Source organism: Bradyrhizobium genosp. A (assembly GCF_049949275.1).
Taxonomy (GTDB): Bacteria; Pseudomonadota; Alphaproteobacteria; order Rhizobiales; family Xanthobacteraceae; genus Bradyrhizobium.
The window spans coordinates 4,848,683-4,870,600 of sequence record NZ_CP188196.1 but is presented as its reverse complement, the minus strand read 5'-3'; the positions used below and the strand labels follow the sequence as shown (position 1 = coordinate 4,870,600).

Below are 21,918 nucleotides of genomic sequence, written 5' to 3'. Positions count from 1 at the left end.
GTCCTATCGCGATCGTCGACTTCTTGTGATCTTATCAAAGGCCCGAACCGGTGTTCGGGCCTTTGCTTTTGTTGGCGTTTTCGTGGTTACCATAGCGTTGCCGGTTTGCACCGCGCGCCTGTCAGTGAATTGATCGGCTGCGCCCGCGATCGGAGCTTAGGGTGTATACAACGGGTCGTTTCATGGTCCGTTTGAAGGCAGGACGGCATGGTGTATCGACGCCGCAGACCCACGCAGATGCAGGCCGCAACCGAATCGGTTGCCGTGGCCCCGACTGCGCCGGTGGCACGGCCAGCGAAGCCGCGCGCGCGCATGATGCGTCAATATGACCTCGTCGAACGCGTCCGGTCCTACAATCCGAACACCAACGAAGACCTGCTGAACCGCGCCTATGTCTACGCCATGAAGGCGCATGGTTCGCAGACCCGCGCCTCCGGCGACCCGTATTTCTCGCACCCGCTCGAAGTGGCGGCGATTCTCACCGACCTGAAGCTCGACGACGCGACCATCGTCGCTGCGCTGCTGCATGATACGATCGAGGACACCGAGGCGACGCGGGCGGAGATCGACCAGCTGTTCGGTCCCGAGATCGGCGCGCTGGTCGAGGGCCTGACCAAGCTGAAGCGACTCGAGCTGGTGTCGCGCGAGGCCAAGCAGGCCGAGAACCTGCGCAAATTGTTGCTGGCCATTGCCGACGATGTCCGCGTGCTGCTGGTCAAGCTCGCCGACCGCCTGCACAACATGCGCACGCTCGACTTCGTGCCGACGGAATCGCGGCGGCGCATTGCCGAGGAGACGCTCGACATCTACGCGCCGCTGGCCGGACGCATGGGCATGCAGGAAATGCGCGAGGAGCTGGAGGACCTGTCCTTCCGCACCCTCGATCCCGAAGCCTATTCGGTGGTGATGCAGCGGCTCGATGCGCTCGCCGAGCGCAACCGCAATCTGATCGGCGAGATCGAGGACCAGCTCTCCAACAATCTGCGCCATAGGGGACTCGGTGCGCGGGTCTATGGCCGCCGCAAGAAGCCGTTTTCGATCTGGACCAAGATGGAGCGCAAGTCGGTCGGCTTCGAGCAATTGTCCGATATCTTCGGCTTCCGTGTCGTCGTCAACGACATCGAGGCCTGCTATCGCGCGCTCGGCATCGTCCACACCACCTGGCCGGTCGTGCCGGGGCGTTTCAAGGACTACATCTCGACGCCGAAGCAGAACGACTACCGCTCGATCCACACCACCGTGATCGGCCCCGGCAACCAGCGCGTCGAGCTTCAGATCCGCACCGAGGCGATGGACCAGATCGCCGAGCGAGGCATCGCCGCTCACGTCTTCTACAAGGAAGGCGTGGGCTCGCCGACCGAATTCCTCAAGCGCGAGTCCAACGCGTTCGCCTGGCTGCGCCACACCATTGGCATCCTCTCGGAAAGCGCCAACCCCGAGGAATTCCTCGAGCACACCAAGCTCGAGCTGTTCCACGACCAGGTGTTCTGCTTCACCCCGAAGGGCAAGCTGATCGCGCTGCCGCGCCATGCCAATGTGATCGACTTCGCCTATGCCGTGCATACCGACGTCGGCAACAGTGCCGTGGGCTGCAAGATCAACGGCCAGTTCGCGCCGCTGTCCTCCGAGCTTCAGAACGGCGACGAGGTCGAGGTGCTGACCTCGGAAGCCCAATCGGCGCCGCCCTCGGCGTGGGAAACGCTGGCGGTCACCGGCAAGGCGCGCGCCGCGATCCGGCGCGCAACGCGCACCGCGGTGCGCGATCAATATGTTGGTCTCGGCCGGCGCATCGTCGAGCGCCTGTTCGAGCGCGCCAAGATCGAATACGCCGACGACAAGCTCAAGGGCGCGCTGCCGCGGCTGGCGCGCACCTCGATCGAGGACGTCATGGCGGCGGTCGGTCGCGGCGAGATCAAGGCGTCTCACGTCGCGCGCGCGATGTATCCCGACTACAAGGAGGAGCGCGTCGCGCGCTACGGCGTCAAGAAGGGGCTCGCCGCCAAGCTCAAGGAGAAGGCGCTGGAGCCGTCGCGTAGCCCGGTTGCGATTCCCATTGGCGGAAACAATTCCGACCTGCCGGTGAAGTTCGCGCCGAACGGCGGCGCCGTGCCCGGCGATCGCATCGTCGGCATCGTCACGCCGGGCGAGGGGATCACGATCTATCCGATCCAGTCGCCGGCGCTGAAGGATTTCGAAGAGGAGCCGGAGCGCTGGCTCGACGTCCGCTGGGACATCGAGGATTCCGCGCCGCAGCGCTTCCCGGCGCGCATCAAGGTCGAGAACGTCAACGAGCCCGGCGCGCTGGCGCAGATCGCGACCGTGATCGCCGAGCACGACGGCAATATCGACAATATCAGCATGCAGCGCCGCTCGCCCGACTTCACGGAGACGACGATCGATCTCGAAGTCTACGATCTCAAGCATTTGAGCGCGATCCTGGCCCAGCTGCGCGCCAAGGCGGTCGTCGCCCGTGTCGAACGTGTTAATGGATAGGCGTTTGTCGTCGTTGCCCGTCTCCGATCTCGTGAGTCCTGAAATGCCCGCATCTCCGCTCCGCCTCGGCGTCAATATCGACCATGTCGCAACCGTCCGTAACGCCCGCGGTGGCCGTCATCCCGATCCGGTCCGCGCCGCGCTGGTTGCGATCGAGGCCGGCGCCGACGGTATCACCGCGCATCTGCGTGAAGACCGCCGGCACATCCGCGACGAGGACATGGCGCGGCTGAAGGCGGAGATCTCCAAGCCGCTGAATTTCGAGATGGCGGCCACCGACGACATGATGCGCATCTCGCTCGCCACCAAGCCGCATGCGGTGTGCCTGGTGCCGGAGCGGCGCCAGGAGGTGACGACCGAGGGCGGGCTCGACGTGGTCGGCCAGCACAATGCGCTCGCTCCCTATATCGCGCGCTTGAACGATGCCGGCATCCGCGTCTCGCTGTTCATTGCCGCGGACCCCCAGCAAATCGAGATGGCGGCGCAGCTGCGTGCGCCCGTGATCGAGATCCATACCGGCGCCTGGTGCGACGCCGTGGTCGACGGCCACGCTGATAGGGCCGAGGCCGAATGGCAGCGGATCGTGGCAGGCGTGAAGCTCGCGAAGGACGCTGGCCTCGAGGTCCATGCCGGCCACGGGTTGGACTACGCGACGGCGGAGAAGATTGCCGCGCTGCCTGAAATCATGGAGCTCAACATCGGCTACTACATGATCGGCGAGGCACTATTCGTCGGTCTTGCCGAGACGGTGCGCAAGATGCGCGCGGCGATGGATATCGGACGGAGCCGGGCATGATCATCGGCATCGGCTCCGACCTCATCGACATCACCCGCGTCGGCAAGGTGATGGAGCGCCATGGCGAGCGTTTCCTCGACCGCATCTTCACCGCGGCCGAGCGGGCCAAGGCGGAGCGGCGCGCCAAGAACGAGAAGATGGTGGTGGCGACCTACGCCAAGCGCTTTGCCGCTAAGGAGGCCTGCTCCAAGGCACTCGGCACCGGTATCAGGCAAGGCGTCTGGTGGCGCGACATGGGGGTGGTCAACCTGCCCGGGGGGCGGCCGTCGATGCGGCTGACCGGGGGGGCGCTGGCCCGGCTCCAGGCCCTGACACCGGAGGGATTCGAGGCCCAGATCGATCTGTCGATCACCGACGACTGGCCGTTGGCGCAGGCCTTCGTGATTATTTCCGCCGTGCCGCGGGTCAAGCCCTGAAAGTTTGCTGGCCATTTTATAATTCTTATTAAAAATCAATATCTTATACGTTTTTGATGCGATCCTTGATTGCGTGGCCTGCGACAACCGTCTAAAAGTCCGCGGACGCAAATCAGGCTGGGCGAATTCGGCTTTACGCCGGAATTGGCCCTCACTATCAGAATCAGGACAATCTCCTTGGGCTGCGAACCGGTGGGTCGTTCGCGGGAGGAGGGCGTTCTGTGATCGCCGGCTGGAATTGAGAGAGCAATGAGCGTGACTTCGGGAACGAAAACTGAAAGCGGCGTCGGCGAAACGATCCGGGTCGTGATCCATGCTCTCCTGATCGCGCTGGTGATCCGCACCTTCCTGTTCCAGCCGTTCAACATCCCGTCCGGCTCGATGAAGGCGACGCTGCTGGTCGGCGATTATCTGTTCGTCTCGAAATATTCCTACGGCTACAGCCACTACTCGATCCCGTTCTCGCCGCCGCTGTTCTCGGGACGGATCTGGGGCTCGGATCCGAACCGCGGCGACATCGTCGTGTTCCGGCTGCCGAAGGACGACACCACCGATTACATCAAGCGGGTGATCGGCTTGCCTGGCGACCACGTCCAGATGAAGGACGGTCTGCTCTACATCAACGACACCCCGGTCGAGCGCCAGCGCATGAGCGAGTATGTCGGCGAGGATCCCTGCGGCTCCGAAGGCGGCGGCACCTCGCGCGTGAAGCGCTGGAAGGAGACGCTGCCGAACGGCGTCTCCTACGAGACGCTCGATTGCGCCGATAACGGCTATATGGACAACACCAACGTCTACACGGTGCCGCCCGGCCATTTCTTCATGATGGGCGACAACCGCGACAACTCCACCGACAGCCGCTTCCTCGGCCAGGTCGGCTATGTGCCGCAGGAGAACCTGATCGGCCGCGCGCAGATGATCTTCTTCTCCATCGCCGAAGGCGAGCATGCCTGGATGTTCTGGCGCTGGCCGTGGGCGGTGCGCTGGAATCGCTTCTTCAAAATCGTCCGATGAAAGACGAAGCCAAGGACATCGCGACCCAACCGATCGAGGCGCAAGCCGCTCCTGAGGGCGAAGCTGCAACCGAGACGCTTGCGACCAAGAATCCTGATACCAAGGCATCTGAAGCCAAGCCACCTGAAGCCAAGCCACCTGCGAAGAAGCGGACGCGGAGCAGCAAGGCCAAGGACAAGGCAGCGGCTGACGCGAACGCGGCGCTCGAGGCGCGCATCGGGCACAGCTTTGCCGATCCGAACCTGCTGATGCAGGCGATCACGCACGTTTCGGCGCTGAAGTCCGGGCGCAAACGCGGCGACAGCTATCAGCGGCTGGAATTCCTCGGCGACCACGTGCTCGGGCTCGTCGTCTCCGACATGCTCTATCATGCCTTCCCGAACGCCGATGAGGGCGAGCTGTCCAAGCGGCTTGCCGAGCTCGTGCGCAAGGAGAGCTGCGCCGACGTTGCCAAATCGCTCGGTCTGCTCGATGACATCAAGCTCGGCTCGGTCGGCTCCAGCGCCGATGCCCGCCTGCGAAAATCTATCCTCGGTGATATCTGCGAGGCGGTGATCGGCGCGATCTTCCTCGACGGCGGTCATGCGGCGGCGGACGAGTTCGTCAAGAGCAACTGGACCGAGCGCATGCACAAGCCGCGGCGACCGCTGCGCGATCCCAAGACCGTGCTGCAGGAATGGGCGCAGGGGAAGGGGCTGCCGACGCCTGTTTATCGCGAGGTCGAGCGCACCGGCCCGCATCACGATCCGCAGTTCCGTGTCGCCGTCGATCTGCCGGGCCTCGCGCCGGCCGAAGGCATCGGCGGCAGCAAGCGCGCGGCGGAGAAGGTGGCTGCTTCAGTGATGATTGAACGTGAAGGTGTTGGCGGCAGCAATGACGGCTGAAACAAGCGGCGAGGCGCCCACTGCTACGCGCTGCGGCTTCGTTGCGCTGATCGGCGCGCCGAATGTCGGCAAGTCCACGCTGGTCAATGCGCTGGTCGGGGCCAAGGTCACGATCGTCTCGCGCAAGGTGCAGACCACGCGCGCGCTGATCCGCGGCATCGTCATCGAGAACAACGCGCAGATCATCCTGGTCGACACGCCCGGCATTTTCCTGCCCAAGCGCAGGCTCGACCGCGCCATGGTCTCGACCGCCTGGAGCGGGGCGCATGATGCCGATCTTGTCTGCGTGCTGCTCGATGCCAAGGCCGGCATCGACGAGGAGGCCGAGGCGATCCTCACCAAGGTCGCGAGCGTGAAGCACGACAAGATTCTGGTGATCAACAAGGTCGACCTGGTCCAGCGCGAGAAGCTGCTGGCACTGGCGCAGGCCGCGAACGAGCGCATGGCCTTCGCGAAAACCTTCATGATCGCTGCGATCTCGAGCGATGGCGTCGACGACCTCAGGCATACGCTGGCTGAAATCGTGCCGCCGGGGCCGTTCCTCTATCCGGAGGACCAGATGTCGGACGCGCCGATGCGGCAGCTTGCGGCCGAGATCACGCGCGAGAAGATCTATCGCAAGCTGCACCAGGAATTGCCCTACCAGTCCACGGTCGAGACCGACAAGTGGGAGGAACGCAAGGACAAGTCGGTGCGCATCGAGCAGACGATCTTCGTCGAGCGCGAGAGCCAGCGCAAGATCGTGCTCGGCGCAGGTGGCGCCACCATCAAGTCGATCGGCGCGGACTCGCGCAAGGAGCTCGCCGAGATCCTGGGCGTGCCGGTTCACCTGTTCCTGTTCGTCAAGGTGCGCGAGAACTGGGGTGACGATCCCGATCGCTACCGCGAGATGGGCCTGGAATTTCCCAAAGAATAAGCAAGAGCAGATCGGTATTTGATGAGCGTGCCTCGCAACGTCCAGCGCTTCGAAGCGTTGCTTTATGCCTCGCTGATGCTGGATGCCCTGTCGGTGGCGGTGCAGGACCGCACGCCCACCATCGAGATGACCGAGCAGATGATCATGACGGCGACGTTGCTCGCCGGCGCGATGATCCTGCTGCTGGTCTATTTCGTGTGGCTCGCTGCGCACTGGCGCAAGAACTGGCCGCGCTGGGTGCTCGCGGCAGCCCTGGTCCTGTCCGTGATCTCGCTCGGTCAGATCCTCGGCGAGCGGGGCCTCGAGCTCGACAGTGTCATCGAGATCGTCTCCTGCGTGCTGACGGCGTTCGGCCTGTATTTCTCGTTCACTGGCGACGCGCAGGGCTGGTTCAACGCGTGAGGTTTTACGCGGTGCCGTAGGGTGGGCAAAGGCGCGCCCTTGCGCGCCGTGCCCACCACAATCAACTGGTGTCGGGTAGATCAAATTGGTGGGCACGCTTCGCTTTGCCCACCCTAAGAGCGCTCGAATTGCGCTACACTTCACCCCATGGAATGGACCGACGAAGGCATCGTGCTGGGCGTGCGGCGGCATGGCGAAAGTAGCGCCATCGTCGAATTGCTGACGCGCCAGCATGGCCGGCATCTCGGCCTCGTGCGCGGCGGTGCCGGCTCGCGGATGCGGCCGCTGCTGCAGCCCGGCAACAGCGTCAGCGCGGTGTGGCGGGCGCGGCTCGACGAGCATCTCGGCACCTACGCGATCGAAGGATTGAAGCTGCGCGCGGCGACGCTGCTGGGATCGTCCCACGGCGTCTACGGTGTCACCCATCTGGCCTCGGTCGCGCGGCTGCTGCCCGAGCGCGATCCGCACGAGGACATCTTTGCGCTGCTCGAATATTCTCTCGACGATTTCGATGATATCGGCAGTGCCGCGGTGCATCTGATCCATTTCGAGCTCGCGATGCTGGCGGAGCTCGGCTTTGGGCTGGCGCTCGACAACTGTGCAGTGACAGGGGAGACCGCCGACCTGATCTATGTCTCGCCGAAATCCGGCGGCGCGGTATCGCGTGGCGCGGGCGAGCCGTGGCGCGACCGGTTATTGCGGCTACCGGCGTTCCTGCGCCACGGCGAAGCCGCGAACAATCTCACCGACGAGGATCTCCAGGACGGCTTTCGGCTGACCGGCCTGTTCCTGCTGCGCCATGTGCTGGAGCCGCGCGGGCAGGCCCATTCCGACGCGCGCGCCGGCTTCATCAACGCCCTGACCCGGCAGCAGGCCAAGGCGGCGCTTCCTGCGCCATGACCTGACGGCGCATCTGCCCCGCCACATGACATGGCGTTTCCTCGGAACCAAATTGGCCGGGTTGAGTTTGCCCGCGCAGGTTCCGCAGGTTCCACAACGGGGGACAGCCCAAATGTTGATCAAAGGATTCGTGCTGTCGGCAGCGCTTCTCGCGCAGGCGCCGGACGCCATGGCTGGCGAGCCGCAACCGGGGGTCTTTCGGCGGGCTTCCTGTACCGTCGTCAGGTACTATGTCGCGAAATATTCGGCTGCGGCCGCAGAGACATGGGCACGATCTCATGGCGCAACCGAAGCCGAAATCGAGGCCGCCCGCCGCTGCGTCGCCAATATGCCGGCGACGCCTCCGGCCAAGGTTCAGCCAACTGTGACGGCCGGCTGGGCAGGTCAGTAGCCGCCCACAGGGAACCAATCCATCCTTGCCCGATTCGCTTCCACGGTTTAACCGGGCGGCATGGGAAAACGAATCGTTCCGCCGGAAGAACCGGCCGAAATTCACGAGGTGCCGCTGCGCGAGGCGCTGGAAGAGCGCTATCTGGCGTACGCGCTCTCCACCATCATGCATCGCGCGCTGCCCGACGCGCGCGACGGCCTGAAGCCGGTGCACCGGCGCATCCTCTACGGCATGCGCCTGCTCAGGCTCGACCCCGGCACGGCCTTCAAGAAATCCGCCAAGATCGTCGGCGACGTGATGGGCTCGTTCCATCCACACGGCGACCAGGCGATCTACGACGCCATGGTGCGCCTCGCGCAGGATTTCTCCTCGCGCTATCCGCTGGTCGATGGCCAGGGTAATTTCGGCAATATCGACGGCGATAACCCGGCCGCTTACCGCTACACCGAAGCGCGCATGACCGACGTCGCGCGGCTTCTGCTCGACGGCATCGACGAGGACGGTGTCGAATTCCGCCCCAATTACGACGGCCAGTCGAAAGAGCCGGTCGTGCTGCCCGGCGGCTTCCCGAACCTGCTCGCCAACGGCGCGCAGGGCATCGCGGTCGGCATGGCGACCTCGATCCCGCCGCACAACGCCGCCGAGCTTTGCGATGCCGCGCTGCATCTGATCGAGAAGCCCGACGCGAAATCCAAGGCGCTCTTGAAGTGGGTGAAGGGTCCGGATTTCCCGACCGGCGGCATCTGCGTCGATTCCAAGCAAGCCATCGCCGAAGCCTACACCACCGGCCGTGGCTCGTTCCGCGTCCGTGCCAGGTGGGAGCAGGAAGAGGGCGCGCGCGGCGCATGGGTCGTCGTCGTCACCGAGATCCCCTTTCTGGTGCAGAAGTCGCGCCTGATCGAGAAGGTCGCCGAGCTGCTGGACCAGAAGAAGCTGCCGCTGGTCGGCGACATCAGGGACGAGTCGGCCGAAGACGTCCGCATCGTGATCGAGCCGAAGTCGAAGAACGTCGATCCGGCGCTGATGATGGAGTCGCTGTTCCGGCTCACCGAGCTCGAGAACAAGATCCCGCTGAATCTCAATGTGCTGATCAAGGGCCGTGTCCCCAAGGTGGTGGGGCTCGCGGAGTGTCTGCGCGAATGGCTCGACCATCTGCGCGACGTCCTGATCCGCCGCAGCAATTACCGCAAGGCGCAGATCGAGCACCGGCTGGAAGTTCTCGGCGGCCTGCTCATCGCCTATCTGAACATCGACGAGGTGATCAGGATCATCCGCGCCGAGGACGAGCCGAAGCCGGCGCTGATGAAGGCGTTCAAGCTCACCGAGGTGCAGGCCGAAGCCATCCTCAACATGCGCCTGCGCTCCTTGCGCAAGCTCGAAGAGATGGAGATCCGTACCGAGGACAAGAACCTCCGTGCCGAGCTCAAGGGCATCAACGCGGTGCTCGCCTCCGAACCCGAGCAGTGGAAGAAGGTCGCCGAGCAGGTCGGCAAGGTTCGCGACATGTTCGGACCGAAGACGCCGCTCGGCAAGCGCCGCACCACCTTTGCCGACGCGCCCGAGCACGATCTCGCCGCGATGGAGGAGGCCCTCGTCGAGCGCGAGCCGGTCACGGTCGTCGTCTCCGACAAGGGCTGGATCCGCACCATGAAGGGCCATGTCGAGGATCTCTCGGGGCTCGCTTTCAAGCAGGACGACAAGCTCGGCTTCGCCTTCTTCGCGGAGACGACCTCGAAGCTGCTGCTGTTCGCCACCAACGGCAAGTTCTACTCGCTCGATGTCGCCAAGCTGCCGGGCGGCCGCGGCCACGGCGAGCCGATCCGCCTGTTCATCGACCTCGAACAGGAGGCCGCGCCCGTCGCGTTGTTCGTCAATAAGGGCGGTCGCAAATTCCTGGTTGCGAGCCACGAGGGCCAGGGCTTTGTCGTCAACGAGGACGATTGCGTCGGCACCACCAAGAAGGGCAAGCAGGTCCTCAACGTCGATATGCCCAATGAGGCGCGCACGGTCACCGAGGTGATCGGCGACACCGTCGCGGTGATCGGCGAGAACCGCAAGATGCTGATCTTCCCGCTCGACCAGGTGCCAGAGATGGCCCGCGGCCGCGGCGTGCGCCTGCAGAAGTACAAGGACGGCGGCCTGTCCGACGTCGCTGTCTTCGAGGCCAAGGCAGGCCTGACCTGGAAAGACTCCGCCGGCCGCGAATTCTCCGCGACCATGAAGGAGCTGGCTGAGTGGCAGGGCACCCGCGCGGATGCCGGCCGCCTGCCGCCGAAGGGTTTCCCGAAGTCGAACAAGTTCGGCAAGGTAATCGGGTAGGCCCAACCGCTTCCACGTCGTCATTGCGAGCGCAGCGAAGCAATCCAGAATCCCTCCGCGACAAGACTCTGGATTGCTTCGCTGCGCTCGCAATGACGGAGCAAGCGGTGCGGCCATCGTTCGCCAATTCACATTTCAGACAACAGACACATCTTCGCGCTCTCGCGGCGTCCTCCGCCCGAGTTTTGTCTCTCGCAACACCCTCGCGGAGACGAGGGCGCAGGGAAGGCCGGGCGCCGACTGGCACCCGCAGGTCCGTGCGCTATGGAAATGCACACGGGGTGGACCACAGGTGTTGCCGGTCGCCCGGCCTTCCCTGCGCGATGGTTTTAACGTGTCCTTCGTGCTCTCCCCGGGGAGCGATGCACTATTGCCCCCGTCGCCCTGCGGGTGACTGATGCGCGCGCCCGGTTGGGCCACCCACACCACCACAGGACTTGACACACAGGCTTCGGGCGTCAGGACCACACGACTTGTTCGTCCGCGCACGTCTTCGCTGGGACTCCGGGAGCTGGCGTGTGCTCGCGCCCGAAGCCATGCGAAGACGCTGTCAGCGCCGTGTCATCCGCGCGAAGGCCATTGCTCACGACCAAGGCCGCCCTGCAATGCCCTCGCGCCCGACGCCGTCGCGTCCATCGCTGCCCAACCCGCGGTTCGTGACGATCGCGATCCGCCCCTTGTCTCGGGCCAGGGTGTTTCGCTTGTACGACAAATCCGAATTTCGGTAAAGTGGAATATTTTGCGCGGAGGGGCTTGACGCGCGGGATCATCCCGATCGCGGCTGTTTTGCCCGACGGGTAACGGTTGACGAGGCGTGGTGAGGAGCGTTTGCATTGAGGACGCCTCTTGAACGGCAGCGTCTAAGAGCAAAGCGGAAGTCGCCCCGCTTGGTCATCATCGACCGCGAGTGACCCATTGCAGACCATCAAGCTCTCGCGTGGCCAAGGTGAGAATGCTAAGTAGGGGAAATGTCGCTGCTTCTATGTCTAGTTGCTGTCTTGTTGTTGGGTTTTGCCGGTTGGGGATTTCAATCCGTTGTGGCAGAACTCGACAGGTCGGCCGCCCAGCCGGCGGATGCAATCTCCCGTAAGTTTCAAGTTGATGGATTCATCTGGAGCGCCCGCGCTCCGTTGGCGTTGAGGCGGCGGTATATCTCAACACAGGTTTGTGTCGTCCCGGCAGCTCTATGCTTGGCCGCAGTCGTGTGGCTCAACGAGCCGCGTCCCAGCGTTCGTATTTTGGGGACAATTGGCTTCTGCTCCGTGTCGCTCCTGGTGGCTGCTTCTTTGATTTGGAAGGTTGTCCGCAGAGGAAAGTGAAGTTTTTCTAGCTGCAACGTGACCGGTCTTGGCCCTTCGCCGCCACGCCGCAAGGCTCGCTGCTGGTCGGCACTTCGGGGTAGACCGGAAGCGGTGATCCGAAGCCTTCAGCGGCGCATTTTGACCCGCAGCGGACCCACAAAGGACGAAATAGCTTACGTCTTGGTCCATCGTCCCGTTAAGCTGGGTTTGGTTGATTGGTTCGTTGCGGGCGATGGCAACGATTCGAGGTACGATCAGCAGGAAGCTGGCAGTGATTGTGGCTGCCGATGTGGCAGGCTACTCGCGTTTAATGAGCCTGGATGAAAGTGGAACGGTTCGAGCGCTCTTCGGAAGCTCGCACCATTTTCGATCAGCCCGACTTGAGCGGCACGGTCGTGTGGCCGATAAGGCGATTGAATGAGACCTTGGCCATCCATCGCATTTCCCGCTCTGTCAAAGCCTGGCTCGCAGGACGCGCCTGTGCAACGCTCCAATCGGCTTCGCATCATGGCGTTAGGCGCGATGGCCTGCATACTGTCCCCACCTTCCACAGGATCTCAGCAATTGCTGTCGCAAGGGATGGACGTCGGGTCGCAGCAACAGTTGTTCAACAACGCTTGTCGAACCTGCCACACGATCAGGGCGGGCGACAATCGGCTGGGGCCTAATCTTTACAATGTCATCGGACGAAAGGCTGGCTCGCTGCCGGACTATAACTATTCAAGTGCGATGAGGGACGCAGGCTTCGTCTGGGACGAAAAAAAGCTCGAGCGATTTATCGCGAATCCCGATGAGGTCGTGCCCGGCAACACCATGAAGCCTTATGGCGGCCTTGCATCGCCCGACGACAGAAAAAAGATTACAGCTTTCCTCCTCTCAGTCGCGCGTCGACCGTAACGCGGCCGAGAAGGCATTCCCTTCAAGCGATGCAAGCCGGTATACATCGCACGCTTAAGCAAAATTATGGCCCTGACCGCGGAATTCAGGTCATGCTTCCGGGCATGAAGCAGCGTACGATCGGGTGGCCGTCAAGATAAAACGGCCACACCATAGTGCGCCCAGCGCGGTTCGGCTCGGTGATGACAGCCTCGTCGGGTACATCGACCCATTCGCCCCTGATGCGGACGCGATAGTGGCTGCCCGTGGTGTCCCAATCCACGTCCGAGATCGCAATGCCGTCCACGTCGGCACAGCATTGCTCGCCGCGCTTGCTGTGCAGGCTATCGAACCACGGCTTCAGCAGCGAGTTCGCATACCGGCCGTCGTCGCGGGCCTCGGCAAGCCCCACGGCGAGCGCGGTGCAGCCCGCGAACGTGCTGGTCATCAGAGTGCGACCAAACAACTTTTCATTTACCCCATCGATCTCTCCCAAAATGCACGGGCGGTCCGACAAGGCGATACGGGTCGAAGCTCCTCCGCGATCCCTTCCGCTATCCATTCATGCCCCGTTTCAACATGCGCATGCATTTGAAAGTTCAACATGCGCACGCATTTGAAGATCCGGCTGTATACGCAACATAGCGACGCATCCCGATCACGGATTTCGTGCCGGTGCCGCCGAAAAAACCCGTCTCTCAGCCTTGGGTGGAGCGGAGACGGGTCCCAAAGCTAAGCTATTCCAAAGCGGTATCAGCGCGCGAGGCTGATACCAGATGAGCGAAAGGATTACTCCGCATGCTCTATTTCGCTGAGAAGCCAACGGTCGTTAACTTCGCGGGTGCAGCCCCCTCGGCCACCTTTGGGCGCGGAGTCAAAACGGCCACCTGATGGGGCGACGCAGGCATGCCAGCAAACGTCAGCGTCGGGCTGGGCGACTGCTCCTCAACACCGGAGCCCCCCATCAGCGCAACCTGGAGCGACGTGATCGGAAAGCCCGTGACTTCATAAGTTGGCAGTTCTGCAGCAACGGCAGCGCTTCCGCACAGCATGAGGGCTGCGGCGGCGGTGATTGACAATAATTTGTTCATGGCAATCCTCTCCTCGGTCAGAGGTGTTCAAATTCAGCTTCGGTGGCCATTTGTTTTGCTCTCGCTCATGAGCTTCGGCGGGACTTACGATAGCAGGATAGCCGCCGTGGTTCTTGGCCGGTGACGAACAGCGGAGCGAAGACTCGGTTCGCAAATTGCCCACAATTCTAAATGTAGTATCAACCATCATGCCGCTCGCATGAATGGCGATTGCCCGAGGGGAGCTTTCGGAGATGCTCGTAGTTTTCGATAACATTCGAGAATGGCGGGAGCGATCCGTGTGGCGCAAGGCTGATTTCAAGCCGCTGTCGAACTGGCCGTTTCGTGCGTCGGTCGATCCGATTTTTGAAGCACTGCATATCGCACGAACCGCGTTAAGTCCCGGCGTCACGATTCGCGACAGGGAAATGGTCCGGGATGGCGACGACAGTTTCTGGCTTCTGATCTCCCAATCGAGTCTTGAGATAGAACATCTAGGATGCGATTTGCGGCTCGGCCGTGGCGATGCCACCCTGACGCATCTCTGCGAGACAGGGAGCTTCAGTTCAGCTCGGCACTTTGGCTATATCGGGGTGCTACTTCCAAGCTCGGAAATCGCGGGACGCGGCGTAAGCCTCGACGGCGGGCTGATGCGATACCTGCCTCGGCAATCGGACGCATTGCAGCTGCTCCGAGGTTACATCCAGACGCTTGAAAACAGTAAGATTCGCCCTTGTGGTGAAGCACGCGAGACGATCTGCCGACACGTCATCGACCTCGTTGCCCTCGCTGTTGCCACGGATCGAGCCATTGGCGAGAGCAGCTTGAGCGCGGTCGCAGCCGCCCATCTCAACGCCGCGCTCGATCATGTTGCCGCACGCTTTTGGGATCCCAAACTCAGCGTCGCGGCGGTCGCACGGGGGGTGGGAATTTCGCCGCGCTATCTGCAGCGGCTACTCGTGACTGCCGGACCATCATTCACTGCCCGCGTCACGGAGTTGCGCCTGCAACGGGCTCTCGCGCTGTTGACGGAACCACGCGACAACAAGCGTACGATTTCCGATATCGCCTTCGAGGCTGGCTTTGCCGATATTTCGCACTTCAACCGCCTGTTCCGCTCTCGCTTTGGCGACACGCCCCGTGGTGTGCGCGGACTAGGTTGACGTAGGACCGCTGAAAGCCTCGAAACTCACTATTCCGCAGACGCTGCTCGCGACAGCGACTGATTGGTTGAATAGGATACGACTTGCCGCACCTCATACGTCCGCAACCGGCCCAAGGCCGCCATGCAGCGCTGTGGGCGTCAACGTCGGCTTCCGATGGCAAGCCGGACGCGACGAGCCCACGAGTAGTACATGCCCTAGATCACCCCGACCAACCGCAACGCCACGCCCGCCGCGCAGCTGCCCGCCAGCACCGTCAGCATGCCCAGCTTGAACCGGAAGATCGCAGTCGCGGCCGCGATCGACAGCACCAGCGCCGGCATGTCGACGCTCGTCAGCACCGGCCTATCAAAATCCAGCGGGAAGGTGTGCACCGGCATGGTCTCGCGAAACAGCGTGTGCAGCGCGAACCAGATCGAGAGGTTGAGGGTCACGCCGACGACGGCGGCAGTGATCGCGCCGAGCGCGCCGGCGAGCCCGGTGTTGCCGCGCAGCCGCTCGATATAGGGGGCGCCGACGAAGATCCAGAGAAAGCACGGCGTGAAGGTGACCCAGGTCGCGAGCAGGCCGCCGAGCGTTGCCGCCAGCATCGGCGAGAGGCCGCTTGGGTCACGATAGGCGGCCATGAAGCCCACGAACTGAAGCACCATGATCAGCGGGCCCGGCGTGGTCTCGGCCATGCCGAGGCCGTCGAGCATCTCGTGCGGCTTCAGCCAGTGATAATGCTCGACCGCCTGCTGGGCGACATAGGCCAGCACTGCATAGGCGCCGCCGAATGTGACGAGCGCCATCTTCGAGAAGAACAGCGCGATCTGGCTGAACACGCTGGCCTGGCCGAGGACCAACAGCAGCGCGATCACCGGCACCAGCCACAGTGCAAGCCACAACGCAGCGGTGCGGATTGCACGCGCAGTGTTGGGGCGGACATGCTCGGGCACGGCTTCGCCGAGCATGCTGTCGATCGCCGCGCTGCTGCCGCCATGGCCGTGACCGGCGGGTGCGAATTCCGGACGGCCGGCGCGTGCGCCGGCATAGCCGATCACGCCTGCGGCGATGATGATGATCGGGAAGGGGACCGCGAAGAAGAAGATCGCGACGAAGGCGATCGCGGCCAGCGCGATCATGATGCGGTTCTTCAGTGCCCGCTTGCCGACCCGGACGACGGCCTCGACGACGATGGCGAGCACCGCGGCCTTGAGCCCAAAGAACAGCGCTTCGACGAAGCTGACATTGCCGTAGGCCGCGTAGACGTAGCTCAGGCCTATGATGGCGATGATACCCGGCAGGATGAACAGCCCGCCCGCCATCAGCCCGCCGGCAGTCCTGTGCATCAGCCAACCGACATAGGTCGCAAGCTGCTGCGCCTCCGGTCCCGGCAGCAGCATGCAGTAGTTCAGCGCATGCAAAAAGCGGCCTTCGGAGATCCAGTTCTTCTCCTCGACCAGGATGCGGTGCATCACCGCGATCTGGCCCGCGGGCCCGCCAAAACTCAGGCAGGCGACGCGCAGCCAGACGCGAAAGGCTTCGCTGAAGCTGATGCCGTGACCGGCATCAGCTCCCGTTTGATCGGCGCGGGTGTCCATCACGCCTTCGCCTTGTTGGTCGGCCAGTTGTGCGTCTCGCCCGTGGCGTCGCGGCACCAGCGGTAGAAGGCGTCGTAGAGCAGCATGCCGGCCTCGAGCTGTTCGAGGTCGTCATCATACATCCGCGACAGCCCGAGGGAGGCCGCAAGCAGGCCGGGCGCTTCCGGTGCGAGATCCGGCCGCGCGGTGTCGGCGCCGCGCACCAGTGTCGCGAGCCGCAGCAGCGCGGGCGTGGCGATCCCGAACTCCTCGATCATGACGTCGAAGGTGCAAAGCTCGCCACGGTGGCTCCAGAACACGTTCTCGATGTCGAAGGGCGCGGCATTGAATCGTTCGCCGACGGCAACCACTTCGGACGGTGCCACATACAAAAACACCGCGCTTGGATCGACGAAGCGACGGATCAGCCAGGGGCAGGCGATGCGATCGACCTTCGGCCGCGCCCGCGTCACCCAGATTGTGCGTCCCTTGGAATCGCGCGGCGGCAGTTTTCGCGTGTCGAGCAGCGGCAGCTTTGCTTCCTTCCAGCCTTCGAAGCCGCCTTCCAGCGTTTCGGCTTCAGTGCCGAGCTGGCGCAGCCAGGCCGCGGTGCCCTGCGCGAGCTTTTCACCGCGGAAGCAGGAGACGACGGCCCGGCGGCCGGCGAAGGCAGCCCCCCAGTCGGGAACGTTGTCGTGGCCGAGCTTGATGGAGCCGGGGATCAACCGCCGGTCGGCGGCAAAATCCTCCTCGGTCCGCACGTCGATCAAGACAGGGGCATTGGCCGTGCCAATCAGGCGCGCCAATTTGTCCGATGATATGGTCGTGAATGCTGACATGATGCGTCCTCGAAAAATCGAACGGGACGCGATACTTGGGCATGTCGCCTCGTGGGGAGATCGCTCAATCCCCATGGCGTTGATTACAGCGAAACCGCGGCCCTCTGTCAATCGCCGGATTCATCGGCAGCGAACGTTAGAAGGATATGCTGCCGCGACCTATAGTGGGTGGAGGCGGAATTCTGCGGCGAGGTCGGGGTTGATCCTCGGTCGCAGGAAGAAAGCGCTGCAAGGAGGGACCAGGGATGACACCCAAGATCATGTCCAAAATCACGCTCGCTCTCGCCGTTGCCGCACTCGCGTCGTTCGGCCAGACCGCGCTCGCGCAGTCGGACAAATCCGGCGTCGAGAAGCTCTACATCATGAATTGCGGCGAGGGCGTCGCCGGCGACATCGGGCGGTGGTCACCCGGGGTGAACGAAGGTCAGTCGATGGACTTCGTCGACACCTGCTATCTCATCAAGCACAAGCAGGGCTGGTTCCTGTGGGACACCGGCATCCCCGACGCGGTCGCCGCGATGCCGAACGGGCTTGCGCCTGCGGATCCCAAGGCCGTGACCTGGAAACGGCCAAAGACGCTCGCATCGCAGCTCGAGCAGATCGGCGTCAAGCCCGCCGACATCAAGGCGGTGGGCGTCTCGCATACCCATCCCGATCACATCGGCAATGTCGAGATGTTCCCGCAGGCCACGCTCTACGTGCAGAAGGCGGAATATGACTGGCCGGGTGTGAACAACGAGCCGCGTTTCAAGCCCTCGCATCCGGTCGAGTTGCTCAGCGGTGACAAGGATGTGTTCGGCGACGGCAGCCTGACGATCCTGTCGACGCCCGGCCACACGCCGGGACACCAGTCGCTGCTGGTGAAATTGCCGAAGACCGGCGCGGTCGTACTGTCCGGCGATGCCGTGCACTTCAAGGACAATTGGGACAACCGCCGTGTCCCCAGCATGAACGCCAACAAGGAAATGAGCGCAGCCTCGATGCAGAAGATCGCCGACACGCTGACCAAGGAGAAGGCGCAGCTCTGGATCAACCACGACAAGGCCCAGCGCGACAGCCAGAAGATGTCGCCTGAGTTTTATGACTAGCTTTCGCTGGCGGCTCTGTTGCCACTGCGGTGGCAGCAGGGCTGTGCTAGGATGGCGCTCGGCATCTGCTTCTGTGGCCTGTTCTTCATCCTCTACAATATCGCGGTGTCCTACACGACCGCTGCGCGCGAGTCTCGCGCTGGCAACGCTGCCACTTCACACCATGGTCGTCGGTGCGATCCTTGGTGTGGAACGGCTGACGGCGCGCAAGATCATGACGGTCAACCCCATCGCGGCCACCTTGCTGGCGGCGCTGCTGATCGGCGAGCCGATCACGCCAAATCTCCTGATCGGGCTGGTTGCCGTGTTCGCCGGCATCTGGATCGCGACCGGCGAGACGAAGACGACGTGATCGGCCCCGCGGCGCGACGTCCACCTCGCACGCCACAAATTCGTGCAGGCCAAGCCAGGTAGAAGCGGGAGAGCGGCCATTGCCATGCCTATAGTTTCGGCAGGGCTATCATCGACGATCCAACAGGTATGCCGTTCGCAGAGATGGGCATGCGATCTCTGAAACCGCGGTCAGGCTCTCACTTAAGCGTACTTTAAAGAGTCGGCCGATATGCATGCAGGCGTGCATAATTCAATAGGACGGCAAGGATATGCGTAATTCGATGGGACGGCGTCAGTTCTTGTGCGGTTGTTGCGCGGTGCTTGGAGCTGCGGCACTGCCGCGACGAGTGAGCGCCGCGGGCGATCCTGAGATCGTTCCGGTCGAGTTTGCGAGCTTTCACGATCAGACGTTCAGCAACGAATATTTGCAGTTCATGAATGTCACGATCCCGGCCGGACAAATTGCCGCCTATCACCGGCACATCAGAGACTTCGCACAGGTGTACATGGCCGTCTCGGATGCGGAAGGTACGCCGCTTGGAGGCAAGCCTGTCATTGTGCCGCGCAAGGTCGGAGAAGTGTTGTTCACCAACTATACGAAGCAGCCGGTGGTGCACCAGGTTGCCAATGTCGGCTCCAGCGATTTCCGGGTCATGGGGTTTGAGATATTCGACTCGCAGCCGGGCCGCTTTTCACCGCTTGCTCGCCCCGCGCCCTACGCCTCGGTCATGGATAACCACCGTGTCCAGGCCTGGCGGTTGATCCTTCAGCCGGGTGAGGTTGCGCCACCGATGCAGCAGGCGGCGCCTGGCGTGCGTATTGTGGTGCAGGGTGGCGTGCTGGTCGAGGGCGTGCAGGGGAAGCCGGACCACAAGCTCAACCTGAAGTATGGTGATTTCGCGTGGCAAAATGCGGGCCCCGTACGGGCGATGCGAAACGCCGGGACATCGACGGTCGAGCTTGTCGAATTCGAACTGAAATGAGGCGGCGCGCGGGGGCGTGAGGACTGACGGGCGCTGGGCCTCACTTCCCGGTCTATAATGCGAATGAGGAGCTGGCACGTGTCAATCAAGCGGTCCGGAATTGTCATTGCAGCGCTGATGTCGGGCGTCGTCGTTCTGACGTCAGGCCTTCAACTGAGCGAGCGCTGGAGCGCTTATCAGAATGCCATCGCGGCGCACGCCATGGAGAGCCATCTGGCTGCTGGCTTCGATGCCGTTGGCAGCCTGACCATCGAGCGTGGTCCCGTCAATCGCGCCCTGCTCGGGAAATCCGCGGTGGATGATACGGTGCTCAAGGAGTTTGCCGCCAATCGCCGAACGAGCGATGAGGCACTGGAGAAACTGGAGACGCTTGCCCGCGGCGATGCTGACTTGACACAGCGCGTCAAGGCGGCCGCAGCGAAGGTCGCTGCCGTCCGTGAGGAGGCCGCATCCTATTGGCAGAAGCCGCTGACCGAACGTCCCGGTGGCATCGCAGCCAAGGCGATGCGAGACTACGCCGAGGCAATGGCGAGCCTGAATGAACTGCTGGAGTCCGGCATCAAGGCGACCATGCGGCTGAGCACCGCGGCGGGAAACCTGCTCGATGTCGCGCAGAAGGGGTGGGCGATCCGGCAGACCGCCGGCCAGGTCTCGCTGTTGATTTCGGGGCTGGTGGCGTCCGGCCATCCGGCCACGTTGGCGGAGCGAGACGAATTGAGCGCTGCGAACGGCCAAATGACGCGGCTTTGGGCTGAAATTGTCGACCGTGGCGACGACGTTCACGCGCCCAAGACCACGCGGGCCAGCGTCGGCGCCGCCAGGGATCGCTACTTCGGTTCAGACAAGCCGCTGCGCGACGCGCTGACGAAGGCCGCATTCAACGGCACCCCTTACGAGGTATCGGTGGACGACTGGCGCAAGTCCGCCACGGGCGCGAACGCCTCGCTGCTCGGAATCCGCGATGCCGCCTTGCGCGACGCGCAGGCCGTGGCCGAACAGGACGAAGCCAACGGGCTGGGGGGCATCCTGTTCGCTGGCGCGGCTATTCTGGTCGTTCTGGGACTATCTGCAGCTTCTTCGGTGCTGCTCGTGCGCCACCTGCTCACGCCTATCTCAAAGCTCTCGGAGGTGATGACCCGGCTTGCCCGCAACGAGGAAGCCGAGGTGCCATTTGCCGCCCGCAAGGATGAGATAGGCGGCATGGCTCTCGCGGTGCAGGTATTCAAAGAGGCCATGGCCACCACCAATCGACTGGCCGGAGAGCAGGCCGCCGAGCGGATCGTCAAAGAGAAACGCGCGGCGCGTCTCGAAGGCCTGGTTCGCGATTTCGAGGCCAAGGCGGGGGCAATGGTGGCGCTGCTGGCGTCGGGGGCTACCGAACTCGAGACGACTGCGCGATCCATGTCCTCGACCGCGACGCAGACCAAGGGGCAGGCGACAACGGTCGCGGCGGCGGCCGAGGAAGCGAGTGTGGGTGCGAGCACGGTTGCCTCTGCGGCCGAGGAACTGACGGCATCGATCAGCGAGATCAGCCGCCAGGTCGCACAATCGTCGACGATCACCGGCCGAGCGGTGGCCGATGCGCAGCGGACCGACAAGATCGTGCAGACGTTGGCTGAGGGGGCCGAGAAGATCGGGACGGTGGTTACCTTGATCCAGGCCATCGCCGCCCAAACAAACCTGCTGGCCTTGAATGCGACGATCGAGGCGGCGCGGGCCGGGGATGCCGGGAGAGGCTTTGCCGTGGTCGCCTCCGAGGTGAAGATGCTGGCAAACCAGACGGGGACGGCGACGGCGGAGATCGGGGCCCAGATCGCGCAAATTCAGGCCGCCACCAAGGAGGCTGTCGACGCGATCCGTGGAATTACCGGGACGATCGAGGAGGTCAGCTCGATCTCGAACATGATCGCGACGGCAGTCGAGGCACAAGGCGTGGCGACCGCGGAAATCGCCCGCAACGTTCAGCAGACGTCGCAATCGGTGAAGGACGTGACGGCGACCATCGGTGGTGTGAGCAGGGCGGCAACGGAAACGGGTGTCGCGGCGAGCGAGGTGCTGAGCGCGGCAGACGGCCTGTCGCGACAGGCCGAGCAGCTGACAAGCGAGGTGGGCAGCTTTGTCGAGGAGGTCCGGGCCGCTTGAATCGCGATGGCTTCAGGTTGAATCGTCATC

20 protein-coding genes are annotated in these 21,918 nt (G+C 63.3%); 16 read left to right on the top strand and 4 right to left on the bottom strand.

Going from position 1 to position 21,918, the window contains the following annotated elements; genetic code table 11:
* Positions 1-207 precede the first annotated feature (207 nt).
* The 11 genes from ACP2YP_RS22700 (at position 208) to ACP2YP_RS22650 (ending at position 12,729) form a co-directional block, all read left to right on the top strand.
* Positions 208-2,493, top strand: a complete 2,286-nt coding sequence (locus tag ACP2YP_RS22700) for a RelA/SpoT family protein (RefSeq protein WP_426418565.1) — start codon at positions 208-210, stop codon at positions 2,491-2,493.
* Between the two features lie 43 nt (positions 2,494-2,536).
* Positions 2,537-3,289: a pyridoxine 5'-phosphate synthase gene (locus ACP2YP_RS22695; RefSeq protein WP_426418564.1), complete on the top strand. Its 753-nt coding sequence runs from the start codon at positions 2,537-2,539 to the stop codon at positions 3,287-3,289.
* Positions 3,286-3,705, top strand: coding sequence for a holo-ACP synthase (gene acpS, locus ACP2YP_RS22690; protein ID WP_426418563.1), 420 nt, complete (start codon positions 3,286-3,288; stop codon positions 3,703-3,705). The genes ACP2YP_RS22695 and acpS overlap by 4 nt, the downstream gene beginning before the upstream one ends.
* 249 nt (positions 3,706-3,954) lie before the next feature.
* Entirely contained in the window at positions 3,955-4,719 is a 765-nt protein-coding gene (lepB, locus tag ACP2YP_RS22685; RefSeq protein ID WP_426418562.1) for a signal peptidase I, read from the top strand.
* Positions 4,716-5,603 (top strand): ribonuclease III, encoded by an 888-nt coding sequence (gene rnc, locus ACP2YP_RS22680; RefSeq protein WP_426418561.1) that lies wholly within the window; start codon positions 4,716-4,718, stop codon positions 5,601-5,603. Before lepB ends, rnc begins: the two co-directional genes overlap by 4 nt.
* Positions 5,593-6,519 (top strand): GTPase Era, encoded by a 927-nt coding sequence (gene era, locus ACP2YP_RS22675; protein ID WP_426418560.1) that lies wholly within the window; start codon positions 5,593-5,595, stop codon positions 6,517-6,519. Before rnc ends, era begins: the two co-directional genes overlap by 11 nt.
* Before the next feature lie 21 nt (positions 6,520-6,540).
* Positions 6,541-6,921: a hypothetical protein gene (locus ACP2YP_RS22670; protein WP_426418559.1), complete on the top strand. Its 381-nt coding sequence runs from the start codon at positions 6,541-6,543 to the stop codon at positions 6,919-6,921.
* A 147-nt stretch (positions 6,922-7,068) separates the two neighbouring features.
* Positions 7,069-7,821: a DNA repair protein RecO gene (gene recO / locus ACP2YP_RS22665; protein ID WP_426418558.1), complete on the top strand. Its 753-nt coding sequence runs from the start codon at positions 7,069-7,071 to the stop codon at positions 7,819-7,821.
* Between the two features lie 112 nt (positions 7,822-7,933).
* Positions 7,934-8,212 carry a hypothetical protein gene (locus tag ACP2YP_RS22660; RefSeq protein WP_426418557.1) on the top strand — a complete coding sequence of 93 codons (279 nt, stop codon included), beginning with the start codon at positions 7,934-7,936 and terminating at the stop codon, positions 8,210-8,212.
* Positions 8,213-8,272: 60 nt separating this feature from the next.
* Positions 8,273-10,531 carry a DNA topoisomerase IV subunit A gene (gene parC / locus ACP2YP_RS22655; RefSeq protein ID WP_426418556.1) on the top strand — a complete coding sequence of 753 codons (2,259 nt, stop codon included), beginning with the start codon at positions 8,273-8,275 and terminating at the stop codon, positions 10,529-10,531.
* A gap of 1,781 nt (positions 10,532-12,312) precedes the next feature.
* Positions 12,313-12,729: a c-type cytochrome gene (locus ACP2YP_RS22650; RefSeq protein ID WP_426418555.1), complete on the top strand. Its 417-nt coding sequence runs from the start codon at positions 12,313-12,315 to the stop codon at positions 12,727-12,729.
* Between the two features lie 85 nt (positions 12,730-12,814).
* Here the strand turns inward: ACP2YP_RS22650 and ACP2YP_RS22645 are convergent, their stop codons facing one another.
* Together ACP2YP_RS22645 and ACP2YP_RS22640 are read right to left on the bottom strand one after the other, a co-directional pair.
* Entirely contained in the window at positions 12,815-13,156 is a 342-nt protein-coding gene (locus ACP2YP_RS22645; RefSeq protein WP_426418554.1) for a hypothetical protein, read from the bottom strand.
* Between the two features lie 355 nt (positions 13,157-13,511).
* Positions 13,512-13,799: a hypothetical protein gene (locus ACP2YP_RS22640; RefSeq protein WP_426418553.1), complete on the bottom strand. Its 288-nt coding sequence runs from the start codon at positions 13,797-13,799 to the stop codon at positions 13,512-13,514.
* Between the two features lie 278 nt (positions 13,800-14,077).
* Between ACP2YP_RS22640 and ACP2YP_RS22635 the strand changes: the two genes are divergently transcribed.
* Positions 14,078-14,941: a helix-turn-helix domain-containing protein gene (locus tag ACP2YP_RS22635; protein WP_426418552.1), complete on the top strand. Its 864-nt coding sequence runs from the start codon at positions 14,078-14,080 to the stop codon at positions 14,939-14,941.
* Positions 14,942-15,138: 197 nt separating this feature from the next.
* Here the strand turns inward: ACP2YP_RS22635 and chrA are convergent, their stop codons facing one another.
* A complete protein-coding gene (gene chrA / locus ACP2YP_RS22630; protein ID WP_426418551.1) occupies positions 15,139-16,524 on the bottom strand; it encodes a chromate efflux transporter in 1,386 nt (461 codons plus the stop codon).
* A complete protein-coding gene (locus ACP2YP_RS22625; RefSeq protein ID WP_426418550.1) occupies positions 16,524-17,342 on the bottom strand; it encodes a chromate resistance protein ChrB domain-containing protein in 819 nt (272 codons plus the stop codon). The genes chrA and ACP2YP_RS22625 overlap by 1 nt, the downstream gene beginning before the upstream one ends.
* A gap of 245 nt (positions 17,343-17,587) precedes the next feature.
* On the opposite strand from ACP2YP_RS22625, the gene ACP2YP_RS22620 reads away from it, so the two are divergent.
* From ACP2YP_RS22620 to ACP2YP_RS22605, 4 genes are all read left to right on the top strand, one after another.
* Positions 17,588-18,430 (top strand): N-acyl homoserine lactonase family protein, encoded by an 843-nt coding sequence (locus ACP2YP_RS22620; protein WP_426418549.1) that lies wholly within the window; start codon positions 17,588-17,590, stop codon positions 18,428-18,430.
* A 187-nt stretch (positions 18,431-18,617) separates the two neighbouring features.
* Positions 18,618-18,782, top strand: a complete 165-nt coding sequence (locus ACP2YP_RS22615) for a hypothetical protein (RefSeq protein WP_426418548.1) — start codon at positions 18,618-18,620, stop codon at positions 18,780-18,782.
* Positions 18,783-19,032: 250 nt separating this feature from the next.
* Positions 19,033-19,746: a hypothetical protein gene (locus tag ACP2YP_RS22610; protein ID WP_426418547.1), complete on the top strand. Its 714-nt coding sequence runs from the start codon at positions 19,033-19,035 to the stop codon at positions 19,744-19,746.
* 117 nt (positions 19,747-19,863) lie between these two features.
* A complete protein-coding gene (locus ACP2YP_RS22605; protein ID WP_426418546.1) occupies positions 19,864-21,888 on the top strand; it encodes a methyl-accepting chemotaxis protein in 2,025 nt (674 codons plus the stop codon).
* Positions 21,889-21,918 lie beyond the last annotated feature (30 nt).